This is a genomic window from Actinomadura harenae, assembly GCF_003696215.1.
GTDB classification, from domain to species: Bacteria; Actinomycetota; Actinomycetes; order Streptosporangiales; family Streptosporangiaceae; genus Spirillospora; species Spirillospora harenae.
Map to the genome: position 1 here is coordinate 12,459 of NZ_RFFG01000051.1, position 26,078 is coordinate 38,536.

Genomic DNA, 26,078 nt, shown 5'->3' on the forward strand with positions numbered 1-26,078 from the left:
ACGAGCGAGACCCGCCCCGCCCGGCGGTCAGGGGAGGGTCTCGCCCGGGGTGAGGATGCAAACGGTCGTGTCCGGGGCGGCGATGCGGGCGTGGATGGCGAAGGCCTGTTCGGGGCCGAGGAACAGGCCGGGCCTGACGCGTTCCATGCCGATCGGCCAGAACGTCCCGTAGTGGATCGGGACGGCCAGGCTCGCGCGGACGCGGCGGACGGCCTCGGCGGCACGCGCCGGGTCGAGGTGTCCCGGGCCGAGCGTCGGCCCCCAGCCGCCGACCGGGACCAGGGCGGCGTCGACCGGTCCCAGGGCGTCCATCTGCGGGAACAGGTCGGTGTCGCCCGCGAACCAGACCCTCCGCCCGCCCTCGATCACGTAGCCGAGGGCGGGCGCCTCGTACCGGGACCAGGGGGTGCGGCGTCCGCTGTGCAGGGCCGGGACGGCGCGGACGCCCACGCCGTCCAGCGCGGTCTCGCCGCCGGGGCGCGTCTCGACGCTGCGGTCGGCGAGGTCGGCGCGTCCGGCGTCGGCGAGGAAGCGGGCCGTGCCGCGCGGGACGATCAGGGGCACGTCGTCCGGGAGCAGGGCCAGTGACGGCAGGTGCAGGTGGTCGGCGTGCAGGTGCGAGATCAGCACGGCGTCCGCGCGGCGCGCCGCCACGTCCGGCGCGGGGCCGCGCCGCCTGCGCAGATGCCCGATCCGCCCGGTCAGCACCGGATCGGTGAGCAGCCGCACCCCGTCGACCTCGATCGTGGCCGTCGCGTGCCCCCACCACGTGATCGCCGCGCTCACCCGTCCCGCCGATCGGCCGCCGGGGTGTCGCGGGCCGGCAGGTCCCCCTCGCGAGCGGGCAGGTCCTTCTCGCGAGCGGGGAGGTCCTCACGGGCCTGGTCCTCGCGGGCGGGCAGGTCCCCCTCGCGAGCGGGCAGGTCCTTGCGGGCGGGCAGGTCCTTGCGGGCGGGGAGCTCCTTGCGGTGCCCGAGGTGCTCCAGCCAGGTGACGAGCTGGCGGTGGACGGTCTCGGCGCCGACGAGGCCGGAGGCGTCCAGCGGCCAGCCGGCGGGGTGGACGAGGACGGCCTCGGTCTGCCAGCCGCCGAGGCCGCCATGGCTGCCGACCTGCTCCTCGAACGCCGCGACCTCGCCCGTCGCGGGGTCGAAGACGCCGTGCAGGTAGAGGTCGGGGGCGTTCTCGAGGGCGGCGATCCGGGCGAAGTCGGCGGCGGCCTGGCCGGGCAGCCCGCGCAGGGGGTCGGCGCCGTCCACCCGTCCGGACGCGAGGTGGTGGACGCCGTCGCGGCCGACGGCGAGCGGCCCGTGCGCCCCGGACACGACGACCACGACGGCGATGCCCGGATGCGCCGCGAGGCCCCCGACGAGGCCGGGCCAGCGGCGTTCGATCTCCTCGTGGCGCAGGCGCCCGGGGTGGCGCGGGAAGGAAATGAGGCCGAGGCTGCCGGACGCGCACACCACCAGGTCGTTCTTCGCCTCCTCCGGATGGTCCGGGCCGAAGCCCGACTCGGCGCGGTCGCCGAGGACGCGGCGGGCGATCTCCGCGCTGACGCCGTCCTGCTGGACGAGCTGGTTGAGGAACGTGTTGACCGGCCCCCAGTCCTCCACGCTCTCCGTCCCGGCGCTGACCCCGGAGGATCCGCCCATGAGGTTCCGGACGACGTCCTCCAGCGGCGTCCCGAAGCGCTGCCGGAACGTCGCGCCCTGCGTCTGCCCGTGGTCGGACAGCACGACGAACGCGTACGGGCGCGGCGTCTGCTCAGCGACCCGTTCGAGCACGCCGAGGACGCGGTCGAGTCCCTCCAGCGACCGCATCGACTCGGGCCGGACGGGCCCGGCGTGGTGCGCGATCTCGTCGTAGTCCACGAAGTCCACGTAGATCGACCGGGCGCCGCGCATCATCTGCTCGACGACCAGCGCGATGTTGAGGTCGCGCAGCATGACGTTGGTGATCCCGCGCAGCGCCACGTACCACCCGGCGCGGCGGATCCGTGGCTCGATCCCGCGTTCGCGCTGCGTGCGGGCCTGCCACAGCTCCTTGACCATCTCCCCGGCGGTGAGGATCAGCGCGCGGGAGAAGCCGAACGGGTGGGTGAAGAACGACGCGTAGGACGCCGCCGGTCCGAGGCTGCCGCCGCGCGCGGGGCCGCTGCTCATCGTGAGCAGCCGGACGGGCGCGTCCCCCGAGAACAGGTTGCTGACGCTGACGCCGTCGTCGGCGAGCAGGCCCCGGCCGTCCGTCAGCCGGTCCTGGAGGACGGCCGCGTCGGCGGGACGGTTCGCGACCAGCATCCGCCCGGACGCCTTCTCGAACCAGCGGAAGGCGGGGATGCCCTCGGTCGTCCCGTGCAGCAGGCCCGCCTGCGAGACGGGCGTCGTGGACGGGACCCGCGCCGTCCAGCCGCGCACGACGTGCCCGCCGGACCGCACCCAGCGCGACAGCGTCGGCAGGTTCCCGGCCCGCAGCGCCCACTCCAGGACGGGCCGGGGCAGCCCGTCGAGCTGCACGAACACCACCCCGGTCAGGCCGTCGTCCACGGGTTTCGCGCGGCGGCGGCCCCGGGTGGCGTGGCGCATGACGTAGCCGACGAACTCGTCCTCCTGGTTGACCACGAGCAGCCACGAGAACACCGTCGTGAACAGCGCGGACAGCCAGGCCGCGACGATCGCGGACCCGAACCCGCTGATCGACACGCCGGGGGTGAGCCGCAGCCCGACGTAGGTGACGACGGCCTGGGCGAGCAGCCCGATCACGAACACCCCGAACCAGGCCAGCGCGACCGCGAGCGCCGTGAGCAGCGGCCGCAGCACCACGCTGACCGCCGAGATCACCAGCGCGGCGAGCAGCACCGACCCCGCGCCGTCCCGGACGGAGATCCCGGGATGCAGCGCGATGATCACACCGAGGACGGCCGCGTTGAGCGCCCACGACCCGAGCAGCCGTCCGACGTCTCCCCAGGTCGGACGGCGTCCGCGCAGCAACCAGGCGGCAAGGTGCCGCCGCTGCCCGGCCCTGGGCCGCTCGTCCGGCTCGGCCCGCTCGTCCGGTGGTTCGGCCCGCTCGTCCGGCTCGGTCGCCAATGCCGTTCTCCCTGGTGGAGCCCGGTCTCAGGCGGACGCGGCGTACTCGTCCAGCTCGGTCAGGAAGGCGTCCTTCGTGGCGCGCGGCAGCCAGGCGATCTCGAAGGCGTTCCGCTCGAACTGCACCAGTTCGTCCCTGCCGAGCCCCAGCTTCTCCTGGACGGCCTGGAGGTTCTCCGACACGTAGGCGAGGAAGTAGGCCGGGTCGTCGGAGTTAATCGTGACCTTCAGCCCGAGGTCGAGCATCCGGCGGATCTCGGCGGCCTTCATGTCGGACGTCACGAACCCGTTCGACACCGGGCAGACGGTGAACCCGAGCCCGCGCCGCGCGATCTCGGCCGTGAGCTCCTCGTCCTCGAGGGCGTTGGAGCCGTGGTCGATGCGGTCGACGCCGATCACGTCCAGGCACTGCCGGATGTGCTCGTGGGTGTTGGGCTGGTCGATGTCGCAGTGCGCGGTGATGAGGTAGCCCTCCTCGCGCGCCCGCGCGAAGACCTTCGCGAACTTCACCGGCGGGTTGTCGCGTTCGTCCGAGTCCAGCCCCACGCCGACGATCCACTCGCGGTACGGGAGCGACTCCATGAGCGTCGCCATCGCGTACTCGGCGGAGAAGTCGCGCAGGAAGCACATGATGAGCTGGGCGCGGATGCCGAGCAGGCGCTCGGCGTCCAGGACCGCCCGGCGCAGCCCCCGGATCACCAGGTCGAACGGCACGCCGCGCGAGGTGTGCGCCTGCGGGTCGAAGAAGATCTCCGCGTACCGGACGTTCTGGGACGCGGCCTTGGTCAGGTACGCGGTCGCGAGGTCGTAGAAGTCCGGCTCGGTGAGCAGGACGTTCATGCTCTCGTAGTAGCCGACCAGGAACGATGTGAGGCTGTCGAACTTGTAGGCGTCGCGGGCCTCCTCGACCGTCCGGTAGGGCATCCGCACGTGGTTGCGCTCGGCGAGCCGCATCTTCAGCTCGGGCTCGAGGGTGCCCTCGATGTGCAGGTGCAGCTCGCACTTCGGCATTCCGGCGATGAACGCGTCCACGGCCATCCTCCTCGCGGGATTCGTCCCATCGCGGTTCGTCCTGTCCGTCCCGAGAATATCCCGGCAGGTCAGGACCCTCTCGGGGCGGTACCCACCCGACCTCCGCCTCGACCCGGCGCGCCAGACTTGGGTAACTTTGCGGGCATTCTCAGCTTTCTCTCAGGGACCTCGGGGCCGAACTCCCAGACGCCCCCGGTTAGGTGATCGTCATGAGAGCCAACAAGAAGACGATGGCGGCCGGTGTCGCCGCCGCCGGTTTGCTCGGTGCAGGGCTGTACGCCGCCGTTCCCGCCTTCGCGGCGAGCCCGTCCCCGTCCCCGTCCGCGCACCCGTCGGCGTCCGGCAAGGGACACGGCGGCCAGTGGCGGCACGGCGGCAAGAACGGCGCGCACGGGCACCGCGGCTTCCGCGGCGGCATGCGCGGCGTCCACGGTGAGGCCACCGTCAAGGCCAAGAACAACACCTTCAAGCTCGTCGACTGGCAGCGCGGCCAGGTCACCGGCAAGACCGGCACGACCCTGACCGTGAAGAGCGCCGACGGCGTGACCTGGACGTGGACGGTCGACGCCAAGACCCGCGTCATGAAGTCCCGCGCCAAGTCCGCTCTGAGCGCCGTCGGGAACGGCGACCAGGTCGTCGTGTTCGGCGACCGCAGCGGCGACACCCGCACGGCGGCCGCCGTCCGCGACCCGCAGAAGAAGGCCGACTGAACCGGCGGACGTGCCGGTTCCCGTCCCGCCGCCGTCCCCTTCCCGGAGGGGGCGGCGCGCGGTACGGGACCGCAGTAACGTCGATGAGGGCGCTGCGGATGACCTGCGGAGGCCGATGAACGAGGAGCGGCGCCGATGAACGAGGAGCGGCGGGTGCTCGTCGTCGACGACGAGGCGAACATCCGGGACCTGATCGACACCGCGCTGACCTTCCACGGGTTCGCGGTGGAGACGGCGGACGACGGCGTGGGCGCGCTGCGCGCCGCGGAGAGCGGGCGCCCCGACCTGATCCTGCTCGACGTGCTCCTCCCCGACCTGGACGGGTTCGAGGTGTGCCGGCGGCTCCGCGCGGCCGGCGACCGGGTGCCGATCATCTTCCTGACGGCCCGCGACACCCCGTCCGACACCGTCACCGGCCTCACCCTGGGCGGCGACGACTACGTGACCAAGCCCTTCTCGATCGACGCGCTGGTGGCGCGGGTCCGCGCGGTGCTCCGCCGCACGGTCCCGGCCGCCGCCCCGAAGGAGGACGACGACCTGCTGCGCGTCGCCGACCTCGAACTGTCGGAGTCCCGCTGGACGGTCCGCCGCGCGGGCGCCGACATCGACCTGTCCCCGACCGAGTTCCGCCTGCTCGCCTGCCTGATGCGCAACGAGGGCCGGGTCCTGACGCGCGCGCAGCTCCTCGAGTCCGTCTGGGGCTGGGACGGCAACCCGCAGGTCGTCGAGACCTACATCAGCTACCTGCGCCGCAAGCTCGACCCGCTCGGCCCGCCGCTCATCCACACCCGCCGCGGCGTCGGCTACACCCTGCGGCCATGACGACCCCCGCGGGCGGCCGCCGATGACCCTGAACGCGCGGCTGCTGACCGGGCTGCTCGCCGTCACCTGCGCCGGGCTGCTGCTGATGGGCCTGGTCAGCGCGCTCGTCCTGCACAACTACCTGATGCGCCGGGTGGACGGCCAGCTCGAGGCGACACGCGACCGGGCGGTCACCCGGCTCAAGCCGGGCCTGCCGGACGACGGCATGGCCCCGGCCCGGTTCGTGGTGATCAGCGTCGCGCCGTCCGGGCGGATGAAGGTGCTCAGCGGCGACGACCCCGACCCGGGAGTCGCCGAGGACGAGCTCCAGCGGCTCGGCCCGTCCGAGCTGGCCCGGCGCGCCGCCGACCGCAGGCCGTTCGCGCTGCCGGGGATGCGGGCGGTCGCCCGGGTCCGCCCGCCGCGGACGGAGGTCGCTAGCCTCCCGCCGCGCTCCGGCCACGGGGACGACGTCGTGGTCGTCGCCGCGCCGCTGGCCGAGATCCGCGCGGCGACGCTCAGCCTGGTCGTCACCGAGCTCGCCACGATCGTCCTGCTGCTGATCGCGCTCGCGCTGGTCGGCCGCTGGCTGATCCGGCGCGGGCTGCTGCCGCTGCGCCAGATGGCGACGACGGCGCAGGTCATCGCGCTCGGCGGCAGCCTGGACGAGCGGATGCCCGGCGCCGACCGGCGCACCGAGACCGGACGCCTCGCCGGGGCGATCAACGTGATGCTCGGCCGGATCGAGCAGGCGTTCGCGGCGCGCGCCCGGTCGGAGGCGCGGGTCCGCGAGTTCGCCGCGGACGCGTCGCACGAGCTGCGCACGCCGCTCACCACGATCCAGGGCTACGCCGAGCTGTACCGGCAGGGCGCGCTCGGCCCGGACCGGCTGCCCGACGCGATGCGGCGCATCGAGGAGGAGGCCCGCCGGATGAGCAGCCTGGTCGGTGACCTGCTGGAACTCGCCCGCCTGGACCGCGAGGCGTCCCTCGAACCCGCCCCGGCGGACCTGTCCGCGCTCGCCCGCGACGCCGTCGCCGACGCGCAGGCCGCCGATCCGGACCGCCCGGTGCGGCTGGAGGCGCCGCCGGGCCTGGTCGCCACGGTGGACGAGGGACGGTTCCGCCAGGTGCTGGCGAACCTGCTGGCCAACGTGCGCGTCCACACGCCGTCCGGCACCGCGTCGACCGTCCGGGTCGAGCGGGCGCGCGACGGCGGGATCGTCCTGGAGGTCGCGGACGAGGGCCCCGGCATGTCGCCGGAGGACGCGGCTCGCGCGTTCGAGCGGTTCCACAGCGGCGGCGCGTCCGGCGCGGGCCTGGGCCTTCCCATCGTCGCCGCGATCGCCGCCGCGCACGGCGGGCACGCGGAGCTCTTCTCGGCCCCGGGCACCGGAACGACCGTCCGTGTGACCCTTCCCTCGGACGACGCCGCAGGTCAGTCGAAGTCGTAGACGGTGACGGGGACGCCGCGTCCGACGAGGTGGCGTTCGATGAGCGGCTCGACCTCGGACCAGCGTCCGCCCGCCAGCCCGCATCCGATGCGCGGCATGTGCACGGACGCGTCCAGTTCGGCGGCGCGCGCGCCGACCTTCTCCAGGCAGACGGCAAGCGCCTCGTACCGGATCGGGACGCCCTTGCTGCCGCGCTTGATCCCGCGCTGCGCGACCATGTTCGCGACGTGCACATAGGGCTCGACCTGGACGAGTTGCACCGCGCCTAGCCCGAAGTCGTTGGAGGCGCGGTTCCGGTGCCACTCGCGGTAGGCGCGTTCGGGCTCGTCCCAGCGGCGGGACACGGCGAGCACGAACCCCTTGCCCCACCCTCCGAGGTCGTTGCAGACGTGCGCGATCACCTTCACGCCCTTGGCCTGCGGAGACGTCGCGTCACCCTTCACATACCGGATCTCACTCACGAACAGGACGATAGACAACAGGTCCGACATTCCTCATCCGCTTTTCGCCGCCGTCGAGGGCGGCGCGATCTTCGGGGGCGCCGCGTCGCTCACGAGTTTCGGCACGCCCTTAAGGCAGCCCGCGCCGTCGAGCAGCTTCGGCGGACGCACCGGGAGCACCCCGACGCGGCGGACGTCCAAGTGCTTTGAGCGTGACGGGAGTTTCGCGACGTCCACGCTGGCTATGCGCGCGCCCGCGACGCGCAGCGTCCCGCTGGTGTCGAAGAAGGCGGCCGTCACGCGTCCGAGCGCGAGCCCCCCGAACCACTTGACGACGCCGGTCCGCGGGCTGATTCGGACGAGGTCGCCGGTCGCGTTGTCCACACCGTAGATCCGGCCGTCTGCGGGCCGCACCGCGAAATCGTCCAGCTTCACGTCCGAACTCAACACGAACGACCGGACGATGCGAGCCGGCTTCGCCTTGACGTCCATGACCGTGACGTCATCGCGGCCGCGCACGTAGAACAGGCCGTCACGCGAGATCGCGCCCGCCGTGTAGGCGTCCGGCGGAAGCGACACGGACGCCAGCGTGGCGCCGTCACGCGGATCGATCGTGATGAGGTTCGGCGAACCCCCGTCCACAGGGCTGTTCTCGACCCCATAGAGGAGCCCGTCGCGCGTGTTGTAGCCGAGCGCGTCGAGACCGGGTTTCGGTGCGATCGGCCTGACGGCGCCGGTTCGCATGTCGAGCCGTCCGAGCACCCGCCGTCCATCCCCGCGCCGCCCCTTCGACCGCTGCGCGTCGCGCGTGCCCGCGACACGCTGCCGCGCGACCACGTAGGCGACGCCGTCGCAGTGCGCGGCCCCCGCCGCGACCGCCGAGGGCGCCGCGACCGCGGGCGTCTGTGACACGAGGACGGCGAGCACCGTCCCCGCGGCCGCCCACCGGGCGCCAGTCCGGACCTTCGACAAGGTGTCCCCCCGTGCTCCCGCCAACGCTCTGCGGTCAGGTGGTTCCCGATCATGAAAGTCGGCGAACCCAAGGGCCGGTCAAGGCACCCGCCCGGGACAACAGTTGCTCATTTGCGCGAATGTTTGACAATATGCGGGACCTCGGACAGGGGGAAGGCGGGGCGGATGGTGTTCACCGAGCCGGACGTCCGGCGCGACACACCCCACAGGGAAGGACGCGCCTGGCGCGTGCTGGGTTGGCTGTCGGTGATCGTCTCGGCGGTGCTGGTCGTGACCAGCCTGACCGCCTACGGCTTCTACTGGCGGCTGCAGAACAACATCCACCACGAGGACAGCGACCGCCTCATCGGCGACAACCGGCCGAAGAAGCTCAACGACTCGCTCAACATCCTGCTGCTCGGCACCGACAGCCGCGCGGGCGCGAACGCCCGGTACGGCAAGTCCATGAAGAACGACCCGCCCCGCTCGGACACGATGATCCTGCTGCACCTGTCCCCCGGCGGACGCGAGGCCCTGGGCATCAGCTTCCCCCGCGACCTCATGGTGCCGATCCCCTCCTGCGCGAAGCCCGGCGGCGGACGCACCGCGCCGGTCCGCGTCGGCATGCTGAACTCCGCGTTCACGGCGGCCGGAGCGTCCTGCACGATGAAGACCCTCGAGAACGTCACCGACATCAAGATCGACCACTTCATGCAGGTGGACTTCACCAGCTTCAAGAGCATCACCGACGCCGTCGGCGGCGTCGAGATCTGCCTGCCGAAGGCCGTCGACGACAGGGACTCCAAACTCCACCTCGGAGCCGGCCGCCACCTCATCAAGGGCGAGACGGCCCTCGCCTACGTCCGCAACCGGCACGGCCTCGGCGACGGCTCCGACCTCGGCCGCATCAAGCGCCAGCAGCAGTTCATGGGCTCGCTCGCCAAGAAGGTCCTCAGCGCGGGCACCCTCGCCAACCCGGGCAAGCTGCTCCCCCTCGCCGAGGCCGGCACCAAGTCCCTCACCACCGACCGCGGCCTGGACCTGTCGTCCATGACGAAGATCGCCGAGGGCATGCGCGGCCTCACCGCCGGAAAACTCCGCTTCGTCACCGTCCCGGTCGCCCCGTACGCCCCGGACCCGAACCGCGTCGCCTTCCGCGATCCGGACGCGTCCCGCTTCTTCACCGCCATCCGCGACGACCACCAGATCGACACGCCGTCCGCCGCCGCCGCCACGAAGAAGCCGTCCAAGCTCCCGCCGGCGCAGGTCCGGGTCCGCGTCCTCAACGCGACCGGCACCACCGGACTCGCCGGACGCGTCGCCGACCAGCTCCGCACCGCGGGCTACCAGGTCATCGGCACCGGCACCACCGCGGCGTCCGCCACGTCCCAAGTGCGCTACGGCGCGGGCGCGAACGCCCAGGCCACCGCCCTCACGTCCCTGCTCCCGGGCGCGACCGCACGTCCAGGCTCCGCGCCGTCCGGAACGGTCGACCTCGTCCTCGGCCGGGACTTCCAGAACCTGCACCTCCCCAGCAAGGCGATCCCCAAGCTCCAGGGCGAACTGAGCGCCGAGGACGACGTCTGCAAGCAGCCCTGACCGTCCGACGCGCCTGCCACGATGCGTCCGTGACCGACCACGACGACCTCCTGGACCGCGTCGCCACCCGCGCCGGCGGCGACCTCCCCTGCGCCACCTCCACCCAGATCGAGGAGGCCGAAGCCGCCCTCGGCTTCACCCTCCCCCCACTCCTGGCACGCCTCTACCAGGACGTCGGCAATGGCGGCTTCGGCCCCGACTGCGACCTCATGCCCCTCATCGGCCCGCGGTCCCCCACGGCCGTCACCACCTACCAGGCCAAACACGCCCTGGGCGACTGGCCCACCGGCGTCCTCCCCATCCTCGACTGGGGCTGCGCCATGTACGCCGCCATCGACTGCGCCGCCCCGGACGCCCCCGTCCTCCTCTACGAACCCAACGCCGTCACCGACGACCCGTCCCACGCCTGGTTCCAGGACGCCCCGTCCCTCGCCACCTGGCTCACCAACTGGCTCACCAACGAAGCCTGGTACGACAACGACGCCCCCAACCTCCCCCTATGGCCCCAAGCAGGCCCCCGACTCCCCTCACCCCCGCCGAGCGACCACCACCGCCAACAGCACAACCCCAACAACGGCCAAGACCCCAAGCCCCAAAATCACCAGCAGGATCAAAGCCTCAACAAACCCCAACGACAACATGACCACCCCTAACCACCCATACAAGTCACCACATCCTGCCCACACCCGTCCGCGTGACGCCATCTCGCCTGCCCATGTCTCGAGCCCGGCCATATGAAGCACGCGACAGGGAACAACTCGTAATACCGGGGCAGTGGACGCATCGGTCATCGAACGACCGCGCACCTGCGACGCTCTGGGGACAACACCCGGAGCAGACCCACTCGAGGAACTCGGCGACCCGCTCGCGATGATGTGGGCGGCTCACACCCGATCGCCTCTGGAAAGGACCACGCCGTGACGCTGTACGCCTACGACGAGCAGGGACGGTCACTCCTGGCCGTCTGGGGGTCCGGGACCGGCCACCGAACCGCGCAGATCGCCTCCGTACCGGAGACGGTCGAAGAGGCAAGCGCACGGAGCCTGGCACAGGCGATGTCCGCCCTATCGGACGCCATGTGGCGCACGTACACCCACCCGCCGGAGGCTGCCAAGAGCCTGGAGGAGAACACCGAAGGCTGGCGCCGCGCGCAAACGCAGGCCCTCCTGCCCAAGGTCCCCGACATCCTCCGAGACCCGAACCTCCTCCTCGACCGGGTCGTCTCCTACAACCCGGTCGAGGAGTCCGCCCACCGCGTCGGCAGGGCACTCCACAGGGCCGGCGACGCCCGCCTCTCCGAGGCCGTGATCCGCGAGGCGCGCACCGAGCTCGACGCCATCGAACGAGCCGGACGCGGCGACCTCACCGGCCGCGCGGCCCACGCCGTCACCCTCACCCGGGCAGGAGCGTCCCCATCCCAGATCGCCGCCGCGGACGACCTCCTCCGCACGAGCCTGCTCAGCGGCCACGAGCCGTTCACCGACCTGGACCCGGCGGCGGCGTCGGTCGCGGCCGCCCACTGGCTCCAGGCCGCAGCCGACGCCACCGCGAAACTCACGGGAGTCCCTCCCACGGCGATCGTCCAGGAAGCGGACAACATCGAGGCACTCCCCTACCGAACCCCGACGACCGTCCTCGAACTCATGGAACAGGGCCTCTCCCCCTACGGCGCGGTGACCCGCCTCCTCGCCGAGGCCATGGCCGTCGCGGAGGGACTCGTCCACGACGTCGACGAACTCCAGGACAGGTTCACGGAACTGGAGGAACTCGCCGCCCGCCACTCCGACCGCGACCCGAACTTCCGCGCCGTCCTGTTCTCCGAAGTCAGACTGACCACCCTCGACCCCGCCCGCCCCGCCCAGGACCTCCTGGAAGACCTCCTCTACGGAATCCGAGCCTGCTGGCTCCTCTACTCAGAAAGCGCCCACGAAGACTTCGACGACCAAACCGAAGAGCCCGCCGAACACCTCCACACCGATTTCCTCGAAGCCGTACGAGCAGAGGCCCAAAACACGTCCAACAGACTGCACTAACCGCCAGGCGACCACCGATGCGCGCTCGCGGACCAGAGGATCTCGGCCGACCCGCGAGCGCCGCCCACAACCGAACGCCCACCCGCACTCGAGATCACCGACAACTCCGCCACATCTCCACGAGAAACGCCAAAAGCCCTCCCCGATAACCGGGAAGGGCCTATGAGCTGTGCGCACCCGAAGGGATTCGAACCCCTAACCTTCTGATCCGTAGTCAGATGCTCTATCCGTTGAGCTACGGGTGCTCGCTTCAAGTCTGTGACCTGCTGCGTTGTCGCCGTCGGGAAGTCTACCAGCATCGCACCGGGGTGCTGAGGCGGTGGGTTTCCGTCCTTGCGACATGCACCAGTGTAGGGCACCGGGGCCGGTGGTCGCGCCTGGGATACGGGGGAACCGATCGGGGGCGATGTGCGCCAAAGGGGGGACCGAGTCGGAAGTCGACCGGACGGCCCCAGTCTCGTCCGGTGCTCCTGCTCCCCCCGAACAAGGAGAAGCATTCAGATGCGTATGTCCGCCCCCCGGCTGATCGGAACCCTCGCCCTGGGCGGCGCCCTGCTCGCGTCGGCCGCCTGCGGGCCCCTCGACAGCATCACCGGCGGGAACAAGAAGACCGCCTGCAACAACATCAAGGCGGACCTGACCGCGATCAAGAGCAAGGTCAGCCAGCCGGACGCGTCCAACCTGCGGTCCAGCTCGGCGGCCAACGCGCGGCTGTACCGGGAGACCGCCTCCAAGATCCGCAGCGAGGGCGCCAAGGCCGGCGGGGACGTCAAGTCGTCCTCGGACAAGGTCGCCAGCGACCTGGAGTCCCTGGCGACGGTGCTCGGGAACATCGGCTCGGGCAGCACCAGCACCCCGAACATGAGCGGCAGCCGGAACTTCATCCAGGACGCGGCGGACCTCGGCCGGGCCTGCGGCTACACCGGCTGACACCACCCACGGCCGGAAGAGGCTATCCTCGTATCGGCTTTGCCGGTTGGCCCGCCGACCGGTAGCCTGTGCTGAGCCCGAAGGGCTTCTGGAGGATTCGCCTAGTCCGGTCTATGGCGCCGCACTGCTAATGCGGTTTGGGCTTACCGCCCATCCGGGGTTCAAATCCCCGATCCTCCGCCTCTGACCTGTGGGGTCGCGTCACACGACGCGGCCCCACAGGTCGTTTCAGGGCCTTCCGCGTGGTTTGAGCACTGCGATCTTGCGCCTCGGCCACCTGGGACGCACGCGCCGTCCCTGCGGGTCTTCTGCGTCCTGGTCGGCATGCCGTGGCCTTCCTTGCGGCATCTGCTGCCGCCGCCTCGGTGATGGTCGCGTGGATGGGCCAAGACCTTCTGGCGTGGGCTCATCGAGACGCCCAGAGACTCGTTCACCGCGGCCGTCCGGGGTTGTTGTGGCGTTGCTCAGGTGCGTGTGGGGGCTTGGGGCGCCGGGGGACGGGGCTTGTGCCAAGCGTGGGGTTAGTGGCGCCAGCGGGTTTTTTTGGTTATTTGTTCTGGGGTGGCGTTAGTAAGGAGGGTTATTTCACCTCTGCGGACTACGGAGATGGTGTCCATTACGGCGTCGCCCAGGGATTGGCGGAGGATGGGGTCGGATTCGAAGGCGGTTACGGATTCTTCCAGGGTGGACGGGAGTGGGGTGATGTCGGCCTTTTCACGGTCGGTGGGGGTGAGGAGGGCCGGGTCGGTGGTCACGGGGGCGGGGAGGGTGTCGTGGGTGTCCAGTCCGGCGCGGCCGGCGGCCAGGAGGGCGGCGAGGGCGAGGTAGGGGTTGGCGGACGGGTCGAAGCATTTGACCTCGACGTTGGCGGCGCGGTGCTGTTCGCCGTGGGAGCCGGTGATGAAGCGGAGGGCGGCTTCGCGGTTCTCGGGGCCCCAGCAGGAGTAGGCGCCCGCGCGGCCGGACGGGACGAGGCGCAGGTAGCTGGCCACGGACGGGGCTCCGATGGCGAGGAGGGCGGGGAGGCGGCGGAGGATTCCGGCGGCGAAGGCCTCGCCGGGGCGGGTCATGCCGGACGGGCCGTCGCCGCCGGCCATGGCGTTGGTCGAGGGGACGCCGGCCTTGTGGTGCCAGAGACTCAGGTGGACGTGGCCGCCGTTGCCGAGGGAGTCCGGTTCGGTTTTGGGGGAGAAGGACGCGACGAGTCCGTGGCGGAGTGAGGTCGCGCGGATGGTCTCGCGGACGAGGACGGCGGTGTCGGCGGCGCCCAGCGGGTCTTCGGCGGCGACGGTGAGTTCGTATTGGCCGGGGGCGTATTCGGGGTGGATCTGCTCGACCTGGACGCCCGAGGCGTCCAGGATCTGGAGCAGGTCGCGGAGGTAGTCGGACAGTTCGCTGATGCGGGTCATTCCGTAGGCGGGGCCGTTGGTGGCGGGGGTGAATTCGTCCTGGCCTTTTTCGGAGACGACCCATTCCATTTCGAAGGCGGCGAGGGTGGCCCAGCCTTGGGAGGAGAGCCGGTCCGTCTCGCGGCGGAGGAGGGCGCGGGAGTCGAGGGGGTGGACGGTTCCGTCCTGGGCGTAGCGGTCGGCGGGGGCGATGGCCCAGCCGGGGAGGGCGGCGAGGGGGCGGAGGCGGTCCAGGTCGGGGTGGAGGCGGAGGTCGCCGACGGGTGCTCCGCCCGCGTACCGGCCCGTGACGACCGAGTCGTCCAGGAGGAAGGCGTCCAGGCCCGGGGGGACGCCGACGCCCCAGGTCGCGGCGTGTTCGAGCCGGGTCAGGGGGACGGCCTTGACGCGGGCTATGCCGCTGGTGTCGACCCAGACGAGGACGACGGCGACGATGTCCTGCGCGGCCAGGCGGGTGGCCGCGGCGGCGGCTCGGGTGCCTTGCAGCGTGCGCTCGGTGAGGTCCATCACCACCCCCTGGGCTACGTTATGTAGCCAATCATTACGGTATGTATCCAGGTGGGGTGGGGGTTAATCGGGGTCCGATCCGGCACAATTCCAGGGGTGACGAGAGGAGTTCGAGGTGGCGCGACGTCCTCTTGGGCGGCTGGAGGCCGAGGTGCTGGCCGTCGTCGCGGCGGCGGACTCCTTCATCAGCACCGTGGACCTGTGGGAGCGCATGGACGGCGCGCCCACGCGGTCGACGGTGAACACGATCCTGAACCGGCTGCTCGACAAGGGGATGCTGCAGCGGATCCGCGTCGGGCGCCAGTACGAGTACCGGCTCGCGGTGGACGAGGCGGACGTCGTCGCCGGGCGCATGCACGAGCACCTGAGGCTGGCCAGCGATCAGCAGTACGTGCTGAGCCGGTTCGTTGAGACGCTGAGCGGGGAGCAGGCGCGGATGCTCCGGGTCGTCCTGGACGATCTGCCGTCGGCGGGCGGGGGGCGGTCGTGAACCCGTTGACCTTCCTGCCGGTCGCGGTGACGTTGCCGCTCGCGGTCCTGCTCGGGTGGGTGCGCGTGCCGCTGCATCCGGTGTGGACGGCGCGGATCCTCGCGACCGTCGCGGGCACGGCGATCACGTCCGTCGTCGGGACGGCCCTGTTCGTCGGGGTGAACTTCGCGGCGACGCTGGCCCCGGACGCCGCGAACCGGTTGCCGGAGTGGATGCTGTTCGGTGACGACGAGCCGGTTCCGGCCGTGCTCGGCGTCCTGGCGGTGATGGTGTTCGCGTTCGCGTGCGCGGCGGGGGGACGGGTCGTCCAGCGGAACATCGCGGGGACGCGGCAGGCTCGGCGGCTGAGCCGGGGCGTGCTCGAATGCGATGAGCCGGTGGCGATGGCCGTCCCCGGTCGGCGGGACGGCGGGGTGCTGGTCTCGCGGGGTCTTCTGCGGAGGCTGACCGGGCCCGAGCTGGCGGTCGTGTTCCGGCACGAGCAGGTTCATCTGCGGCACGCGCATCACCGGTATCTGCTGGTCGGGGCGTTGACCACGGCCGTCCTGCCGTTCGCGCGCCCGTTGGGGGCGCGGCTGCGGCTGGCGCTCGAGCGCTGGGCGGACGAGGACACGGCGAAGGCGACCGGGGATCGGATCCTCGTCGCCCAGACGATCGCCAAGGTCGCCCTCGCGAGCACGGCGGAGGGCGGTGGTGGTGGTCTTCTGGGGTTCGCCGAGTCGCAGACCGTCGAGCGGGTTCGGGCGCTGCTGGCCGCGGCTCCGGCACGGAATCCGGTGAGCGGTCCGATGGCGCTTCTGGGCAGCGGGCTGACGACCGGTCCGTTCGCCGCCGCGGCGCTGCAGCTGGACCGGGCGCTCGGCCTGCCCTTCCTCTGAGCCGATCCGCTTGATCAACTTCGGATCATCTACGACACTTGTCGTACATAACTCGATCCGGGGAGTGCCCTCATGACGTGTTTCTTCGACGCCGCGCACGGTCCGGGCGTCCACTCGATCCTGTGGACGCCGCAGTGGGGCGCCGCGCGCAACGTGACCGCCTGCCCGGCGTGCGCGCAGCGGTGGGCCGTGCACCAGCAGCAGATGGCGTCCGGCCAGCAGGGGTACCCCGCGCCGCAGCCCGGATACCCGGCCGCCGGCCACCCGCAGCCCGGGTATCCGCAGCCGGGCTACGCGCAGCCCGTGTACGACGATCACCACCACTACGACCACCACGACCGCGACCAGCACCGCGAGCGGCGCGGTCCCGGCTGGGGCGGCGTGGCGGCGGCCGGCGCGGCGGGCCTGGTCGGCGGCGCGCTCATCAACGAGATGCTGGACGACGACGATGACAAGCCGCAGCAGGTGATCTACGAGGTCACCAACAACGAGTACAACGACTTCTCCGGCGGGGACGACGAGGACGGCGGCTGGTAGGCGGACCGCCGCGCCCGGCGCCTTGAGCCGCGCCCGGCGCCTTGAGCCGCGCCCGGCGCCTTGAGCCGCGCCCGGCGCCTTGAGCCGGGCCCGGCGCCTTGAGCGGGGCGGCGGCTCGTCGATGGGTGGTGGTCGGGACGGACCCGGCCGCCACCTGCGGATCAGTGGTCTTCGGGGTGGTGGGTGGCCTTTCTGATCGCTTCCATGGCGGCGGCTTCGGCGGGGACGCGGGGGCGGGCGCCGAGGCCGAAGAAGCCGCCCTCGTCGTTGGCGTCCGCGACGGTGTCGGCGATCTCGGAGACGAGCGCGCGGAAGGCGGCCAGCTCGGACGGGGCGGTGCGGGCGACGATCGCGGTGGCCTGCCGGATCGTCTCCAAGGCCGGGCCCGCGTACTGGGCGTAGCGGCTGTCCGGCTGGAGGCCGGTCTCGAAGGGCGTGGTGGCGGCGAGTTCGCGGACGAAGCGGCGCGGGTGGGTGACGCCGGTCTCGCGGAGCAGGGTGACCAGCGCGAAGATCTCCTCGGCGTCCGCGACGCCCTCGGCGAGGGCGACCAGGACGCCGGCGGCCATGAGCGCGCGGTGCAGGGTGTCCCAGTCCTCGGGGGTGAAGTCCAGTTCGCCCGGTCCGTCCGCCAGGTGGTCGCCGGACGGCAGGACCTGGAAGCCGATCTCGGCGAGCAGGGCCGGGATGCGGAGGACGTCGCCGACGGCCTGGTCGCGGACGTCGTCCGGGAGGTGGTCCCACGGGACGGCCTCGCCGAGGGCGGCGTCCCGTTCGTCCAGGCTCTGCCCGTGTTCGAGGCGGGCCAGGGTCTGCGCCTGCTGCTCGTCCAGGACGACGGCCGTGACCGCACCGGTCGCCGGGACCATCAGGTAGCCGATCACGGCGAGGTGCTCGCCGAGCCGCCGGGCGCGGCGCCGCTGGGCCTCGCGGTGGTGCTCGGGCAGCTCGTCCCATCCGGGGCGGACGGTGTCGGGGCGGCGCTCGTGGAAGTTCCGCGCGAGGTGCTCGGTGAGGTGGGACGAGGTGTAGTCGGCGAGGCTGTCGATGACGCGGCCCTGGGCGGCGAGGCGGGTCTTCATCCGGCGGCACTCGTGCAGGATGGCCTCGGCGTCCAGGAAGGTCTGCTCGGACCGGCGGTCGGCGGCGCGGCCCAGGACGTCCTGCCCGACCATGATCACGATCATGAAGAGCAGCTGCGCGAAGGTGGACAGGAACGACATGAACGCGAACGGGTAGGGGTCGAACCGCTGGATGCCGAGTTCGGCGGCGCCGATCCACAGCACCTGCGTCCCGGCGGAGATGTAGAAGGCCCACATGCTGCCGAGGCGTTCGGTCAGCCAGGCCGCGATCCGGCCGTTGACGCCGACGGCGTGGTCGAGGGCCTGCGGCGGCGACTGGACCCGGTGCCGCTCGATCCAGGGGTGCGGACGGGATTCCAGCAGGCTCACCCCGCGGCTGAGCGCGCGGTCGTGCCGGTCGAGGTTGGCCTGGAGGTCGGAGATCCGCGCGAAGATCGCGCCGGTGTTCTCGTAGGTCTGGACGGCGCGGCGGTCGGCGGCCTGGCCGAGCACCCGCTGCCCGACGAGGATCACCGAGCACAGCACGAGCTGGACGACGTTGTTGAGGAACAACAGGAAGCCGAACGGGTAGGGGTCGATGCTCCGCAGCGGTCCCCACGCGGCCAGCGCCATCCAGACGGTGATGATCACGAGGACGACGTACAGGGCGCCCATCGAGCCCACGCCCCGGGTCAGCGCGGCGGCGATGGCCCCGTTCAGCCCGACCCTCTCGTCGGCGATCGTCGCCGGAGCCTCTGGCAGCTCGGCGGCCTGCGGTAGTTCGGCCGCCGTCGCGGTTGCGCTCACCGTGATTCCCATCCTCTGGTCGCCTCGGACGGCGGCGCCGTCCCCTTGTGTTGACGACCAGATCCACCCATGAGTTGCCTGATTGCGCAAATGGAGGATGTCTCCCCTTCTCATGCCCGGCCCGCCGAACCGAACACCGGGGAGCGTCAAGGCGATGGGCGGCGCGGCGTCCGGCGCACGCGGGCCGCCGGGACCTTGACCGCGGCACGTGGGGATGACCCATCGTTTGATTACTGTTAGTAACGACAATATGCCTTTATGCATATGGTCGGCTGTATGAGCGATCTACGCACACGCAAGTACCACCAGTGGTTCCAGGGCGCCGACGTGGACAGGGACGGCGTCCTCACCCGCGACGACCTCATGCGCATAGCCGAGCGCGCCGCGGCCGCCCAGGGGATCGCGCCGAACTCGCCGCACGCCCGCCAGCTCAACGAGTCGATGGACTGGTTCTGGACCGACATCATCGCCCCGCACGACAGCGACGGCGACGAGCGCGTGGACCGCGCCGAGATGACCCAGGGGTTCCTGATCTCGCTCAACGACCGGTCCCGGTACCCCGAGCAGATCAAGTGGATCGCCGACCTCGTCTTCGACCTCGGCGACACCGACGGCGACGGGAAGATCTCGCTGGACGAGTTCACCCAGGTCTTCGGGGCGGGGATGCAGGTGCCCACCGCCGACTGCACCCACGTGTTCAACCGGCTCGACCTGGACGAGTCGGGCACGCTGCCCCGCCTCGGCTACCACGACGCCGTCATCGAGTTCTTCTACGGCGACGACCCCAAGGCCGCCGCCAACCACCTCTTCGGCCGCATCTGACCCGCCGCCGTCCGCCCGTCCGTCCGTCCGGCACGACGCGGCCCCCGAGGCCGCCACAACTCGGGCCGCCGACGCGCCGAACGCCGTGGGACGGGGTGCAGGGTCACCCCCGTCCCCTTTCGGGTTCGCCGACGCCGACGCCGGACGTTCAACAAAGCCGGTCACGCGCGAAACGTCGTCGGACGCGAGAAAATCCTCGCCGCCTCACTCATCACCACGTGCCGCGAGCGGCGGATAGTCTGACACTTGATCGGACGACTCCCGGACAGGAATTCCGCCGGGGCATGGGGCCCGTCCCCTTTCCGGCGGCCATGCGCCCGCCTCCGACACCTCTCCGAACCCGCAGGTCACCAGGGAGTGGCCGGGGATCCGACCAGCCGACCTCGGTGGCCGAGCGACGGGGAAGACCGCGCCGAAACGGCGACCATCGCGAACGCCGAGCGGGCCGATAAGGCCGCCAACGCGAGGGAGGAAATCCATTCCCCCTGAAAGCACTCTGCGATGACGCCACCAAGACATGGCGGGAGTTCCGGCACGTCCGCATTTGACGCGCCGCACCGTCCACCGGGTCCCGTGCCCTGCCCGCCGGGGCCCCTTCCGGGGACGCTGGGCCGTTCGCCTTCAGCCCACCGTCCCGCGCCTCCCCGGGCCGTCGGATCCCCCACGGATCCGGGGAGGCGCCGCTGGGGTCAGGGCGCGTTCGGGTCGAGGACGAACCAGACCCGCAGGCGTCCGTCGGGGAGGCGGCGGCATCCCCAGGTGTCGGTCAGGGCGCGGAGGATGAGGAGGCCGCGGCCTGTCTCGCCGTCCGGGTCGTCGACGAGGTGCGGCACGGTCTCGCCGCCCGCGTCCACGACCTCGACGCGAACCGCGTGACCATCGGCGTAAGCGCTGACCTCGATGGTGTCGCCTTGGCCGTACCGGACGGCGTTGGTGAAGACCTCTGACACCAGCAACTCGCAGTCGTCGTAGGCGGGATGACCCGGTCCGAGTGCTTCGGACACCCACGCGCGCGCCCGGCTCGCCTGGTCGGGTGCGGACGCGAACTTCTTGGTCCCGAGGCGCGGCAGGTGACCGCGCGTAGTCACGTGCTCAGGCGGCATCCCGTCCCCCGTTCGAGGGGTGCAGCAGCCCGGCGAGCCGTCCGAGGAGACCGTGCCGGACGTCCTCCCGCATGCAGCCGCAACCGCAGATCTCGCCCCAGCCGTCCGTCCTCGGTACGGCGGCGACCGTCGCCTGGTGGATCGCGGCTTCGAGCTCCCAGGGCGTGCCCGCCTCAAGGAGCCGGTCGCCGACCATGGCCCACCAGTGCCCCGTGCTCTTGCCGTACCAGGTGATGACCTGCGGATACCGCGCGACGATCCGTCCGGCGGCGGCACGAACGGCGTCCTGCGGGACCCCGTCGTGTGGGACGGTCCCAGCCTGGAAGATGACCGGTCCGCGTATGCTCATCCTCGCCTCCCATGTGGGGGTGAAGCCGTGTGGCCGGGCGGGCCTGGACTCCTGCACCCGGCCACACGGCGGCTCTTTTTTGCGCGTCGGTCGAGGTCATGCCCCTCCCGGCGCCTGCGGCGACTCACGTCGGAAAGTCGTCGCCCCCAAACTTCTCGAACGCCCCGAAGGCTTCGATCACGCTTGGTACTGTTCTGGTCACATCATGGAGTGGCGGCCTCGAAAACGGAAGCTCCATCCTGGAAGTCGTCCACTTGGTGAGCGAATGTCCGCCCCGGGCGTCGACGATGCCGACGTACCGAAGAGTTCAGCCGCATAGGACGGAGAGGCCGATGCCCGCTCAACCCGACCACCGCCGAAGCCCGTCCATCCGTCGCCGTCGCCTGTCCAGGGAACTCCGCAGTCTCCGGACCGCGTCCGGCCACACAGCGGAGGAGGTGTGCCGCACCCTCGAGTGGTCGCAAGGCAAGATGAGCCGCATCGAGCAGGGCGACTGGCTTCGTCCCAACCCGCGCGACGTCCGCGACCTGCTCGACTTCTACGACGTGCAGGACGTGCCCAAACGCGAGTCGCTGATCAGTCTCGCGCGGGAGTCCCGGCAGCGCGGGTGGTGGGAGACCACCGAGTTCGCGGGACTGTTCAACAGCAGCCTCGCGGGCTTCGAGGCCGAGGCGAAGAGCATCCACACCTACCAGCCGCTGGTGGTCCCGGGCCTGCTCCAGACGCCCGCCTACACCCGCGACCTCTTCCGCCGTTCCATGCTCCGCGACCCCAGCGAGGTCGGCCGTCGGGTCGAGTTTCGGATGAACCGGCAGAAGCTCCTTCAGCATCATGACCCGCCCACGCTCTGGGCGGTCATCGACGAGAGCGTGCTTCGCCGCCCGTTCGGAACGGTCGCGGATCGAGCCGAACAGATTCAGCGCCTGCTCGCCACCGGCGACTCCGACCACACCACGGTGCAGGTCATCCCCTTCGAGGCCGGGCTGCATCCTGGGCTGAACTATGCGTTCACGCTGATGGACTACGAGCTGGACCCGTCGGTGGTCTACATCGAGCTGGGCACGAATGCGCTGTATTTGGAGAAGCCGAAGGACCTCGAGTCTCATAGTCTGAAGTTTCAGCATCTCCTCGGCGCGGCCTTGGACAAGGACGCGACCTTGCAGTGGCTGTCCGACCTGCACCGCGAACTGAGATGAGGACCATGCAGCACACCACGCCGTCCCGCTCCGCGCTCGCCAACGCATCCTGGCGAAAGTCGTCCCGGAGCCAGGCCGAGGGTGCCGAGTGCGTCGAACTCGCGCGCATCGCGGCGACGGTCTGCGTCCGAGACTCGAAGGACGCCGACGGTCCCGCGCTGGCCCTCTCCCCCGGCCACGCCCGGACGCTGACCGCCCGCATCAAGAACGGCGAGCTTGACCTCTAAGCGCTCCCTCTGAACTCCAGCGCTCCGCGAACGGCGTCGTCCGTGCGCCTGGTACGCGGGACGGCGGGTGAGATCAGAGTGGCGGGTGGGGTCGCGTGGGGTTCGGTGATCCGCTCCGGTGGGATGACTTTCGGTGGCCGAACGGCTACCACGAGTCCAAGGAGCGTGTGATGTACAAGTCCACGGCGTTGACCGCCGCGATCGCCGGAGCCGTCGCGTGTGCCGCGCTGGCCGGAGCCGCCCCCTCCGCCTATTCCTTCGGGACGCTGGACGGCAAGCTCGGGCAGCGGGCCGAGCACGAGCGGATCACCCGGGCCGCCTTGGCCTGTCCCTCTGGGAAGGCGAGCGACAACTACTGCTTCGAGTCCGATTCGCTGAGCGAGCTGGCCGGGGCCAAGGGGAAGGGCGGCGGCATCGGTGCTCCCGACCTGGGCACCGAGGCTCTGGTGCAGGAAGCGCACTGCGACAACGCCGACTACCTCGCGGACAGCGGTTACCCGCAGAGTCGCGCCGATGCCACCAGCCACCTGCTGGGCTGCGTCAGGCACGCGCACGATCGCATGACCAAGGCGGTGGCCGAGGCCGCACGCCTGCTGGACGGCAAGGGCCAGGTCGACTCGAAGCAGGTCAGCCTCACCTTCCGCTGCTTCTTTACCGACACCCAAGGCCGCGCGAAGTGCGACGCGATCGAGCAGTTCGGCCGGGGCCTGCACGCCGTCCAGGACTTCTACTCCCACAGCAACTGGGCCGACACGGCCGGGTCCGGCGCCATCGGGGCGACCAACCCGCCAGGGCTCGGACACTCCGACGTCTCCCCCTTGTTCCGCCTGTTCGCCGAGCCCCGGCCCACGTCCACCGACGTCCCCGAGAACCTCACCACCGGATGCTTCGACAAGGAGGCCGCCATCTCGGGCGAGAAGCTCGGCTGCATGGGCGGCAAGCGGATCAGGCATCACGTGGTCAACAAGGACCTCGGCCTGATCGACCCGGCGACCGGGCACACCTCGGACCCGACCACCGACCGGGGCAAGGTCGCCGACAACTTCGCCCGCGCGGTCACCCTCGCCATCACCGACACCCGCGGCCAGTGGCGGGACCTCGTGAACGCGCTGGAGCAGCACTACCCCGACGGAAGAGGCACCCGGATGGCCTGCGCCATCACCCACGACAACCCCACCAAGGACTGCAAGTAGGGATCAGCCGAGTGAGCTCGTCGGGGTGACGTCAGCAGGTGCTGTCGTGCGGGACGCGCCTGGTCGGCTTGGGAGGTGGGCGGTGGCGCAACATGTCACCCATGCGGTTGGTGGTGTTGATGAGGGCCACGAGCGTCACCAGGTCGGACAGGCCGTCCTTGTCGAAGTGCTCGGCGGCGGCCGTCCAGTCGGCGTCGGGGACGCCGCCGGTCGTGATGCGGACGCCGTGCTCGGTCAGCTCCAGGGCGGCGCGTTCGGCCTCGGTGAACACCGACGACTCGCGCCAGGCGTCCACCTGCTCGATGCGGGTCGGGCTTTCGCCGGATCGTGCGGCGTTCTGGCGCCATGTGTCGGTGGCGTCGGTGTCGCCCGTGAGCTGGCTGGCGCGGAGGAGGACGAGGTTGCGTGTCGCGGGGGGCAGCGTCGATTCGGTGAGGATGGTCCTGGCCGCGGGGCCGACGTGGGTCGGGTGGTCGGGGAAGGTCGAACGAGCCGCCATGGTGTGCTCCCGGGTTCGTAGCCGTTCGCACTGATGACGTCGTCGATCTGTTCTTTGTGACGTGGCGGGTGGATGGGATGCGCCACATCGCTTCGGTCAGCGCTTGGGCGCCGGCATCAGGGCGTCCCAGAGCGGGGTGGACTCGCCACGGTTCCGGGCGCTGAACTCGTCCCAGTACCAGTCCTGGCCGAGGAGCCGCTTGACGCGCGGGATGGCCTCGCCGTCCGGGCCGCTGTAGTAGCGGACCTTGCGGGTGTCGCCGTCGGTGACCATCCGGAACATGACGTCGGCGGTGATCTGCGGGTCGGAGCGGACGAGGTTCTGCGCGCCGAACGCCTCCCATGAGGCGAGGTAGTCCTGCGGGACGTCCTCGGCGCGGTCGACCTTGCTGAAGATGCGCGTCTCCATGTTCCCGGGGAACAGGGCCTTGACGGTGACGCCGAACTCGGCGAGCTCGGCGTGCAGGCCCTCGCTGAGGACGGCGACGGCGGCCTTGGACGCCTCGTACGCCGAGGTGTACGGGTATCCGGCCTCGGCGCTGATCGAGCTGACGTTGACGATGACGCCCGACCGCTGCTCGCGGAAGATCGGGATGAACGCCTTGGTGAGCGCGATCAGCCCGAAGACGTTCGTCTGGAACTGGCGGTGGACCTGGTCCATGGTCGTGGCTTCGAGCGGGCCGCCCTGGAAGTACCCGGCGTTGTTGATCAGGGCGTCGACCCGGCCGAACTGCTCCTTGGCGAGGTCGCCGAAGGCGAGGTCGGCCTGCTCGTCGTCGACGTCCAGCAGGAGCGTGCGGACGTTCGCCAGGTCGGCGTGGACGTCCAGGTCCGTCTTCTTGCGGACGGTCGCGACGACGTTCCAGCCGGCCGCGCTGAACCGCCGCACGGCGAGGTTTCCGAAACCGCTCGAGGTGCCGGTGATGACGATCGTGCTCGCTGACATCGGAGTACCCGCCTTCCGTTCTGGGCTCAGGGCATTAGTGAAACACGGTTGCGTTATTAGTGCAACCAGGTTGCGGTAACATGGGGGCATGCCCCCGCCCAAGTTCGAGCGAGCCCGGAGCGCCGAGGCCAAGCGGATCCGTGAGACCGCGATCCTCGAGGCGGCCGCGCGGCTCGCCGGCGAGCACGGCGTCCGCGCGGTGACCCTCACCGACATCGCCGGGGACGTCGGCATGCACAAGTCGGCGATGCTCCGCTACTTCGAGACGCGCGAGGAGATCTTCCTGCGCCTCGCCACGGACGAATGGACCCGCTGGTCACGGGACGTCCGCGACCAGTTGGAGCGCCTGGACGCGGAGCACTCGCGGGCCGAGGACGTCGCGGGGGTGCTCGCCGAGGCGCTGGTGGCGCGGCCGTTGTTCTGCGACCTGCTCGCCCACACGCCGCTGAACCTTGAGCGCGGGGTCTCGTTCCCCGCGGTGCGGGCCTTCAAGGTGGGCGCGATCGCGGAGGCCGAGGCGGTCGGGGCGGCCGTGTGCGAGGTGCTCCCGCTGGCCCCGGAGCAGGGGGGCGACGTGGTCGCGACCGCGACGGCCATGGCGGGCGCGCTGTGGCAGATGGCGGCGCCGGGGACGGAGCTCCGCCGCTTCTACCAGGACACTCCCGAGCTGGCCCACGCCGTCGTCGACGTCGGGCCGCGGCTCACCGGCATCCTCACCGCGCTGCTTCGCGGGTACGCCGCCCCCGGACGCTGAGCGTCAGTCGAAGTCGGGCGGGAGGACGACGGCGAGGCGGTTGATCCCGCCGGGGACCAGCAGGAAGATCTTGGATTCGAGGCGCTCCATGTCGCCGCCGCGCCCGAAGACCAGGCCGGCGGCGAAGTCGACGAACTGCCGGGCCACGTCGTCCGAGACGTCCGTCAGGTCCATCACGACGGGCACCCGCTTGTTCCGGAAGAAGTGCCCGACATGCAGAGCCTCGTTGTAGTCGCGCGGCCGCAGCGTCTTGACCATCACCCCGC

At 71.1% G+C, this 26,078-nt stretch carries 27 protein-coding genes and 2 tRNA genes; 16 read left to right on the top strand and 13 right to left on the bottom strand.

Going from position 1 to position 26,078, the window contains the following annotated elements; translation table 11 throughout:
* Positions 1 to 27: 27 nt before the first annotated feature.
* Genes EBO15_RS25600 through add form a run of 3 tightly spaced genes read right to left on the bottom strand, consistent with a single transcriptional unit; the run spans position 28 to position 4,118 of the window.
* On the bottom strand, positions 28 to 786 hold the full coding sequence (locus EBO15_RS25600) for an MBL fold metallo-hydrolase (RefSeq protein WP_122196996.1): 759 nt from the start codon (positions 784 to 786) through the stop codon (positions 28 to 30).
* Positions 783 to 3,086, bottom strand: a complete 2,304-nt coding sequence (locus EBO15_RS25605) for a phage holin family protein (protein ID WP_199744804.1) — start codon at positions 3,084 to 3,086, stop codon at positions 783 to 785. Before EBO15_RS25605 ends, EBO15_RS25600 begins: the two co-directional genes overlap by 4 nt.
* A gap of 27 nt (positions 3,087 to 3,113) precedes the next feature.
* Entirely contained in the window at positions 3,114 to 4,118 is a 1,005-nt protein-coding gene (add, locus tag EBO15_RS25610) for an adenosine deaminase (RefSeq protein WP_233616431.1), read from the bottom strand.
* 209 nt (positions 4,119 to 4,327) lie between these two features.
* Here add and EBO15_RS25615 point away from each other — a divergent pair, with 209 nt between their 5' ends.
* The 3 genes from EBO15_RS25615 (at position 4,328) to EBO15_RS25625 (ending at position 7,082) form a co-directional block, all read left to right on the top strand.
* Positions 4,328 to 4,828 carry a hypothetical protein gene (locus EBO15_RS25615; RefSeq protein ID WP_147481642.1) on the top strand — a complete coding sequence of 167 codons (501 nt, stop codon included), beginning with the start codon at positions 4,328 to 4,330 and terminating at the stop codon, positions 4,826 to 4,828.
* Positions 4,829 to 4,963: 135 nt separating this feature from the next.
* Complete coding sequence (locus EBO15_RS25620; protein ID WP_122196999.1) at positions 4,964 to 5,650, top strand: response regulator transcription factor; 687 nt, start codon at positions 4,964 to 4,966, stop codon at positions 5,648 to 5,650.
* Positions 5,651 to 5,672: 22 nt separating this feature from the next.
* Entirely contained in the window at positions 5,673 to 7,082 is a 1,410-nt protein-coding gene (locus EBO15_RS25625; RefSeq protein WP_122197000.1) for a sensor histidine kinase, read from the top strand.
* On the opposite strand, the gene EBO15_RS25630 is transcribed toward EBO15_RS25625, so the two are convergent.
* Positions 7,067 to 7,543 (bottom strand): macro domain-containing protein, encoded by a 477-nt coding sequence (locus EBO15_RS25630; RefSeq protein WP_122197039.1) that lies wholly within the window; start codon positions 7,541 to 7,543, stop codon positions 7,067 to 7,069. The genes EBO15_RS25625 and EBO15_RS25630 overlap by 16 nt on opposite strands.
* Positions 7,544 to 7,576: 33 nt before the next feature.
* Complete coding sequence (locus EBO15_RS25635; RefSeq protein ID WP_147481643.1) at positions 7,577 to 8,434, bottom strand: DUF6923 family protein; 858 nt, start codon at positions 8,432 to 8,434, stop codon at positions 7,577 to 7,579.
* Between the two features lie 225 nt (positions 8,435 to 8,659).
* Between EBO15_RS25635 and EBO15_RS25640 the strand changes: the two genes are divergently transcribed.
* The 3 genes from EBO15_RS25640 to EBO15_RS25650 all read left to right on the top strand — a co-directional run bounded on the left by EBO15_RS25640 (position 8,660) and on the right by EBO15_RS25650 (position 12,105).
* Positions 8,660 to 10,072: an LCP family protein gene (locus EBO15_RS25640; RefSeq protein ID WP_122197002.1), complete on the top strand. Its 1,413-nt coding sequence runs from the start codon at positions 8,660 to 8,662 to the stop codon at positions 10,070 to 10,072.
* Positions 10,073 to 10,101: 29 nt separating this feature from the next.
* Positions 10,102 to 10,725, top strand: coding sequence for an SMI1/KNR4 family protein (locus EBO15_RS25645; RefSeq protein WP_122197003.1), 624 nt, complete (start codon positions 10,102 to 10,104; stop codon positions 10,723 to 10,725).
* Between the two features lie 264 nt (positions 10,726 to 10,989).
* A complete protein-coding gene (locus EBO15_RS25650; RefSeq protein ID WP_122197004.1) occupies positions 10,990 to 12,105 on the top strand; it encodes a hypothetical protein in 1,116 nt (371 codons plus the stop codon).
* A 172-nt stretch (positions 12,106 to 12,277) separates the two neighbouring features.
* Here EBO15_RS25650 and EBO15_RS25655 read toward each other — a convergent pair.
* A tRNA-Arg gene (locus EBO15_RS25655) sits at positions 12,278 to 12,350 on the bottom strand.
* Between the two features lie 256 nt (positions 12,351 to 12,606).
* Here EBO15_RS25655 and EBO15_RS25660 point away from each other — a divergent pair.
* Both EBO15_RS25660 and EBO15_RS25665 read left to right on the top strand, forming a co-directional pair.
* Complete coding sequence (locus EBO15_RS25660) at positions 12,607 to 13,035, top strand: hypothetical protein (RefSeq protein WP_122197005.1); 429 nt, start codon at positions 12,607 to 12,609, stop codon at positions 13,033 to 13,035.
* 90 nt (positions 13,036 to 13,125) lie between these two features.
* Positions 13,126 to 13,215: transfer RNA gene (locus tag EBO15_RS25665), tRNA-Ser, on the top strand.
* 341 nt (positions 13,216 to 13,556) lie between these two features.
* Here the strand turns inward: EBO15_RS25665 and EBO15_RS25670 are convergent.
* Positions 13,557 to 14,951 (bottom strand): type I glutamate--ammonia ligase, encoded by a 1,395-nt coding sequence (locus tag EBO15_RS25670; RefSeq protein WP_122197006.1) that lies wholly within the window; start codon positions 14,949 to 14,951, stop codon positions 13,557 to 13,559.
* A 115-nt stretch (positions 14,952 to 15,066) separates the two neighbouring features.
* Between EBO15_RS25670 and EBO15_RS25675 the strand changes: the two genes are divergently transcribed.
* The 3 genes from EBO15_RS25675 to EBO15_RS25685 all read left to right on the top strand — a co-directional run bounded on the left by EBO15_RS25675 (position 15,067) and on the right by EBO15_RS25685 (position 16,856).
* Positions 15,067 to 15,441: a BlaI/MecI/CopY family transcriptional regulator gene (locus tag EBO15_RS25675; RefSeq protein ID WP_122197007.1), complete on the top strand. Its 375-nt coding sequence runs from the start codon at positions 15,067 to 15,069 to the stop codon at positions 15,439 to 15,441.
* The gene (locus tag EBO15_RS25680; RefSeq protein WP_122197008.1) at positions 15,438 to 16,319 is read left to right on the top strand and encodes a M56 family metallopeptidase; all 882 of its coding nucleotides are present in this window, start codon (positions 15,438 to 15,440) and stop codon (positions 16,317 to 16,319) included. The genes EBO15_RS25675 and EBO15_RS25680 overlap by 4 nt, the downstream gene beginning before the upstream one ends.
* 72 nt (positions 16,320 to 16,391) lie before the next feature.
* Positions 16,392 to 16,856 carry a hypothetical protein gene (locus tag EBO15_RS25685; RefSeq protein WP_199744805.1) on the top strand — a complete coding sequence of 155 codons (465 nt, stop codon included), beginning with the start codon at positions 16,392 to 16,394 and terminating at the stop codon, positions 16,854 to 16,856.
* 161 nt (positions 16,857 to 17,017) lie between these two features.
* Here EBO15_RS25685 and EBO15_RS25690 read toward each other — a convergent pair whose 3' ends face one another.
* Complete coding sequence (locus EBO15_RS25690; protein WP_158628355.1) at positions 17,018 to 18,724, bottom strand: DUF1003 domain-containing protein; 1,707 nt, start codon at positions 18,722 to 18,724, stop codon at positions 17,018 to 17,020.
* Positions 18,725 to 19,000: 276 nt separating this feature from the next.
* On the opposite strand from EBO15_RS25690, the gene EBO15_RS25695 reads away from it, so the two are divergent.
* Positions 19,001 to 19,546: an EF-hand domain-containing protein gene (locus EBO15_RS25695; protein ID WP_122197040.1), complete on the top strand. Its 546-nt coding sequence runs from the start codon at positions 19,001 to 19,003 to the stop codon at positions 19,544 to 19,546.
* 689 nt (positions 19,547 to 20,235) lie between these two features.
* Here the strand turns inward: EBO15_RS25695 and EBO15_RS25700 are convergent.
* A complete protein-coding gene (locus tag EBO15_RS25700) occupies positions 20,236 to 20,634 on the bottom strand; it encodes an ATP-binding protein (protein ID WP_158628356.1) in 399 nt (132 codons plus the stop codon).
* Between the two features lie 4 nt (positions 20,635 to 20,638).
* Positions 20,639 to 20,998 (bottom strand): hypothetical protein, encoded by a 360-nt coding sequence (locus EBO15_RS25705; protein WP_122197011.1) that lies wholly within the window; start codon positions 20,996 to 20,998, stop codon positions 20,639 to 20,641.
* 332 nt (positions 20,999 to 21,330) lie between these two features.
* Between EBO15_RS25705 and EBO15_RS25710 the strand changes: the two genes are divergently transcribed.
* The 3 genes from EBO15_RS25710 (at position 21,331) to EBO15_RS25720 (ending at position 23,614) form a co-directional block, all read left to right on the top strand.
* Positions 21,331 to 22,194 (top strand): helix-turn-helix domain-containing protein, encoded by an 864-nt coding sequence (locus tag EBO15_RS25710; RefSeq protein WP_122197012.1) that lies wholly within the window; start codon positions 21,331 to 21,333, stop codon positions 22,192 to 22,194.
* A gap of 5 nt (positions 22,195 to 22,199) precedes the next feature.
* Complete coding sequence (locus EBO15_RS25715; protein WP_199744806.1) at positions 22,200 to 22,421, top strand: DUF397 domain-containing protein; 222 nt, start codon at positions 22,200 to 22,202, stop codon at positions 22,419 to 22,421.
* 170 nt (positions 22,422 to 22,591) lie between these two features.
* Positions 22,592 to 23,614: a CinY protein gene (locus EBO15_RS25720; protein WP_147481644.1), complete on the top strand. Its 1,023-nt coding sequence runs from the start codon at positions 22,592 to 22,594 to the stop codon at positions 23,612 to 23,614.
* Between the two features lie 31 nt (positions 23,615 to 23,645).
* On the opposite strand, the gene EBO15_RS25725 is transcribed toward EBO15_RS25720, so the two are convergent.
* Together EBO15_RS25725 and EBO15_RS25730 are read right to left on the bottom strand one after the other, a co-directional pair.
* Positions 23,646 to 24,113, bottom strand: coding sequence for a carboxymuconolactone decarboxylase family protein (locus tag EBO15_RS25725; protein ID WP_122197015.1), 468 nt, complete (start codon positions 24,111 to 24,113; stop codon positions 23,646 to 23,648).
* Positions 24,114 to 24,209: 96 nt separating this feature from the next.
* Positions 24,210 to 25,058: an SDR family oxidoreductase gene (locus EBO15_RS25730; RefSeq protein WP_122197016.1), complete on the bottom strand. Its 849-nt coding sequence runs from the start codon at positions 25,056 to 25,058 to the stop codon at positions 24,210 to 24,212.
* 88 nt (positions 25,059 to 25,146) lie between these two features.
* Here EBO15_RS25730 and EBO15_RS25735 point away from each other — a divergent pair, with 88 nt between their 5' ends.
* Positions 25,147 to 25,812, top strand: coding sequence for a TetR/AcrR family transcriptional regulator (locus EBO15_RS25735; RefSeq protein ID WP_122197017.1), 666 nt, complete (start codon positions 25,147 to 25,149; stop codon positions 25,810 to 25,812).
* Between the two features lie 3 nt (positions 25,813 to 25,815).
* Here EBO15_RS25735 and EBO15_RS25740 read toward each other — a convergent pair whose 3' ends face one another.
* Positions 25,816 to 26,070: a cell division protein SepF gene (locus EBO15_RS25740; RefSeq protein ID WP_122197018.1), complete on the bottom strand. Its 255-nt coding sequence runs from the start codon at positions 26,068 to 26,070 to the stop codon at positions 25,816 to 25,818.
* Between the last annotated feature and the right edge of the window lie 8 nt (positions 26,071 to 26,078).

What these genes read in the sequence shown, in the direction of transcription:
- EBO15_RS25615 (WP_147481642.1), top strand. Translation starts at nt 4,328, where the DNA reads ATGAGAGCCAACAAGAAGACGATGGCGGCCGGTGTCGCCGCCGCCGGT.
- EBO15_RS25620 (WP_122196999.1), top strand. Translation starts at nt 4,964, where the DNA reads ATGAACGAGGAGCGGCGGGTGCTCGTCGTCGACGACGAGGCGAACATC.
- EBO15_RS25625 (WP_122197000.1), top strand. Translation starts at nt 5,673, where the DNA reads ATGACCCTGAACGCGCGGCTGCTGACCGGGCTGCTCGCCGTCACCTGC.
- EBO15_RS25640 (WP_122197002.1), top strand. Translation starts at nt 8,660, where the DNA reads ATGGTGTTCACCGAGCCGGACGTCCGGCGCGACACACCCCACAGGGAA.
- EBO15_RS25660 (WP_122197005.1), top strand. Translation starts at nt 12,607, where the DNA reads ATGCGTATGTCCGCCCCCCGGCTGATCGGAACCCTCGCCCTGGGCGGC.
- EBO15_RS25670 (WP_122197006.1), bottom strand. Translation starts at nt 14,951, where the DNA reads ATGGACCTCACCGAGCGCACGCTGCAAGGCACCCGAGCCGCCGCCGCG.
- EBO15_RS25685 (WP_199744805.1), top strand. Translation starts at nt 16,392, where the DNA reads ATGACGTGTTTCTTCGACGCCGCGCACGGTCCGGGCGTCCACTCGATC.
- EBO15_RS25695 (WP_122197040.1), top strand. Translation starts at nt 19,001, where the DNA reads ATGAGCGATCTACGCACACGCAAGTACCACCAGTGGTTCCAGGGCGCC.
- EBO15_RS25705 (WP_122197011.1), bottom strand. Translation starts at nt 20,998, where the DNA reads ATGAGCATACGCGGACCGGTCATCTTCCAGGCTGGGACCGTCCCACAC.
- EBO15_RS25710 (WP_122197012.1), top strand. Translation starts at nt 21,331, where the DNA reads ATGCCCGCTCAACCCGACCACCGCCGAAGCCCGTCCATCCGTCGCCGT.
- EBO15_RS25715 (WP_199744806.1), top strand. Translation starts at nt 22,200, where the DNA reads ATGCAGCACACCACGCCGTCCCGCTCCGCGCTCGCCAACGCATCCTGG.
- EBO15_RS25720 (WP_147481644.1), top strand. Translation starts at nt 22,592, where the DNA reads ATGTACAAGTCCACGGCGTTGACCGCCGCGATCGCCGGAGCCGTCGCG.
- EBO15_RS25725 (WP_122197015.1), bottom strand. Translation starts at nt 24,113, where the DNA reads ATGGCGGCTCGTTCGACCTTCCCCGACCACCCGACCCACGTCGGCCCC.
- EBO15_RS25730 (WP_122197016.1), bottom strand. Translation starts at nt 25,058, where the DNA reads ATGTCAGCGAGCACGATCGTCATCACCGGCACCTCGAGCGGTTTCGGA.
- EBO15_RS25735 (WP_122197017.1), top strand. Translation starts at nt 25,147, where the DNA reads ATGCCCCCGCCCAAGTTCGAGCGAGCCCGGAGCGCCGAGGCCAAGCGG.
- EBO15_RS25740 (WP_122197018.1), bottom strand. Translation starts at nt 26,070, where the DNA reads ATGGTCAAGACGCTGCGGCCGCGCGACTACAACGAGGCTCTGCATGTC.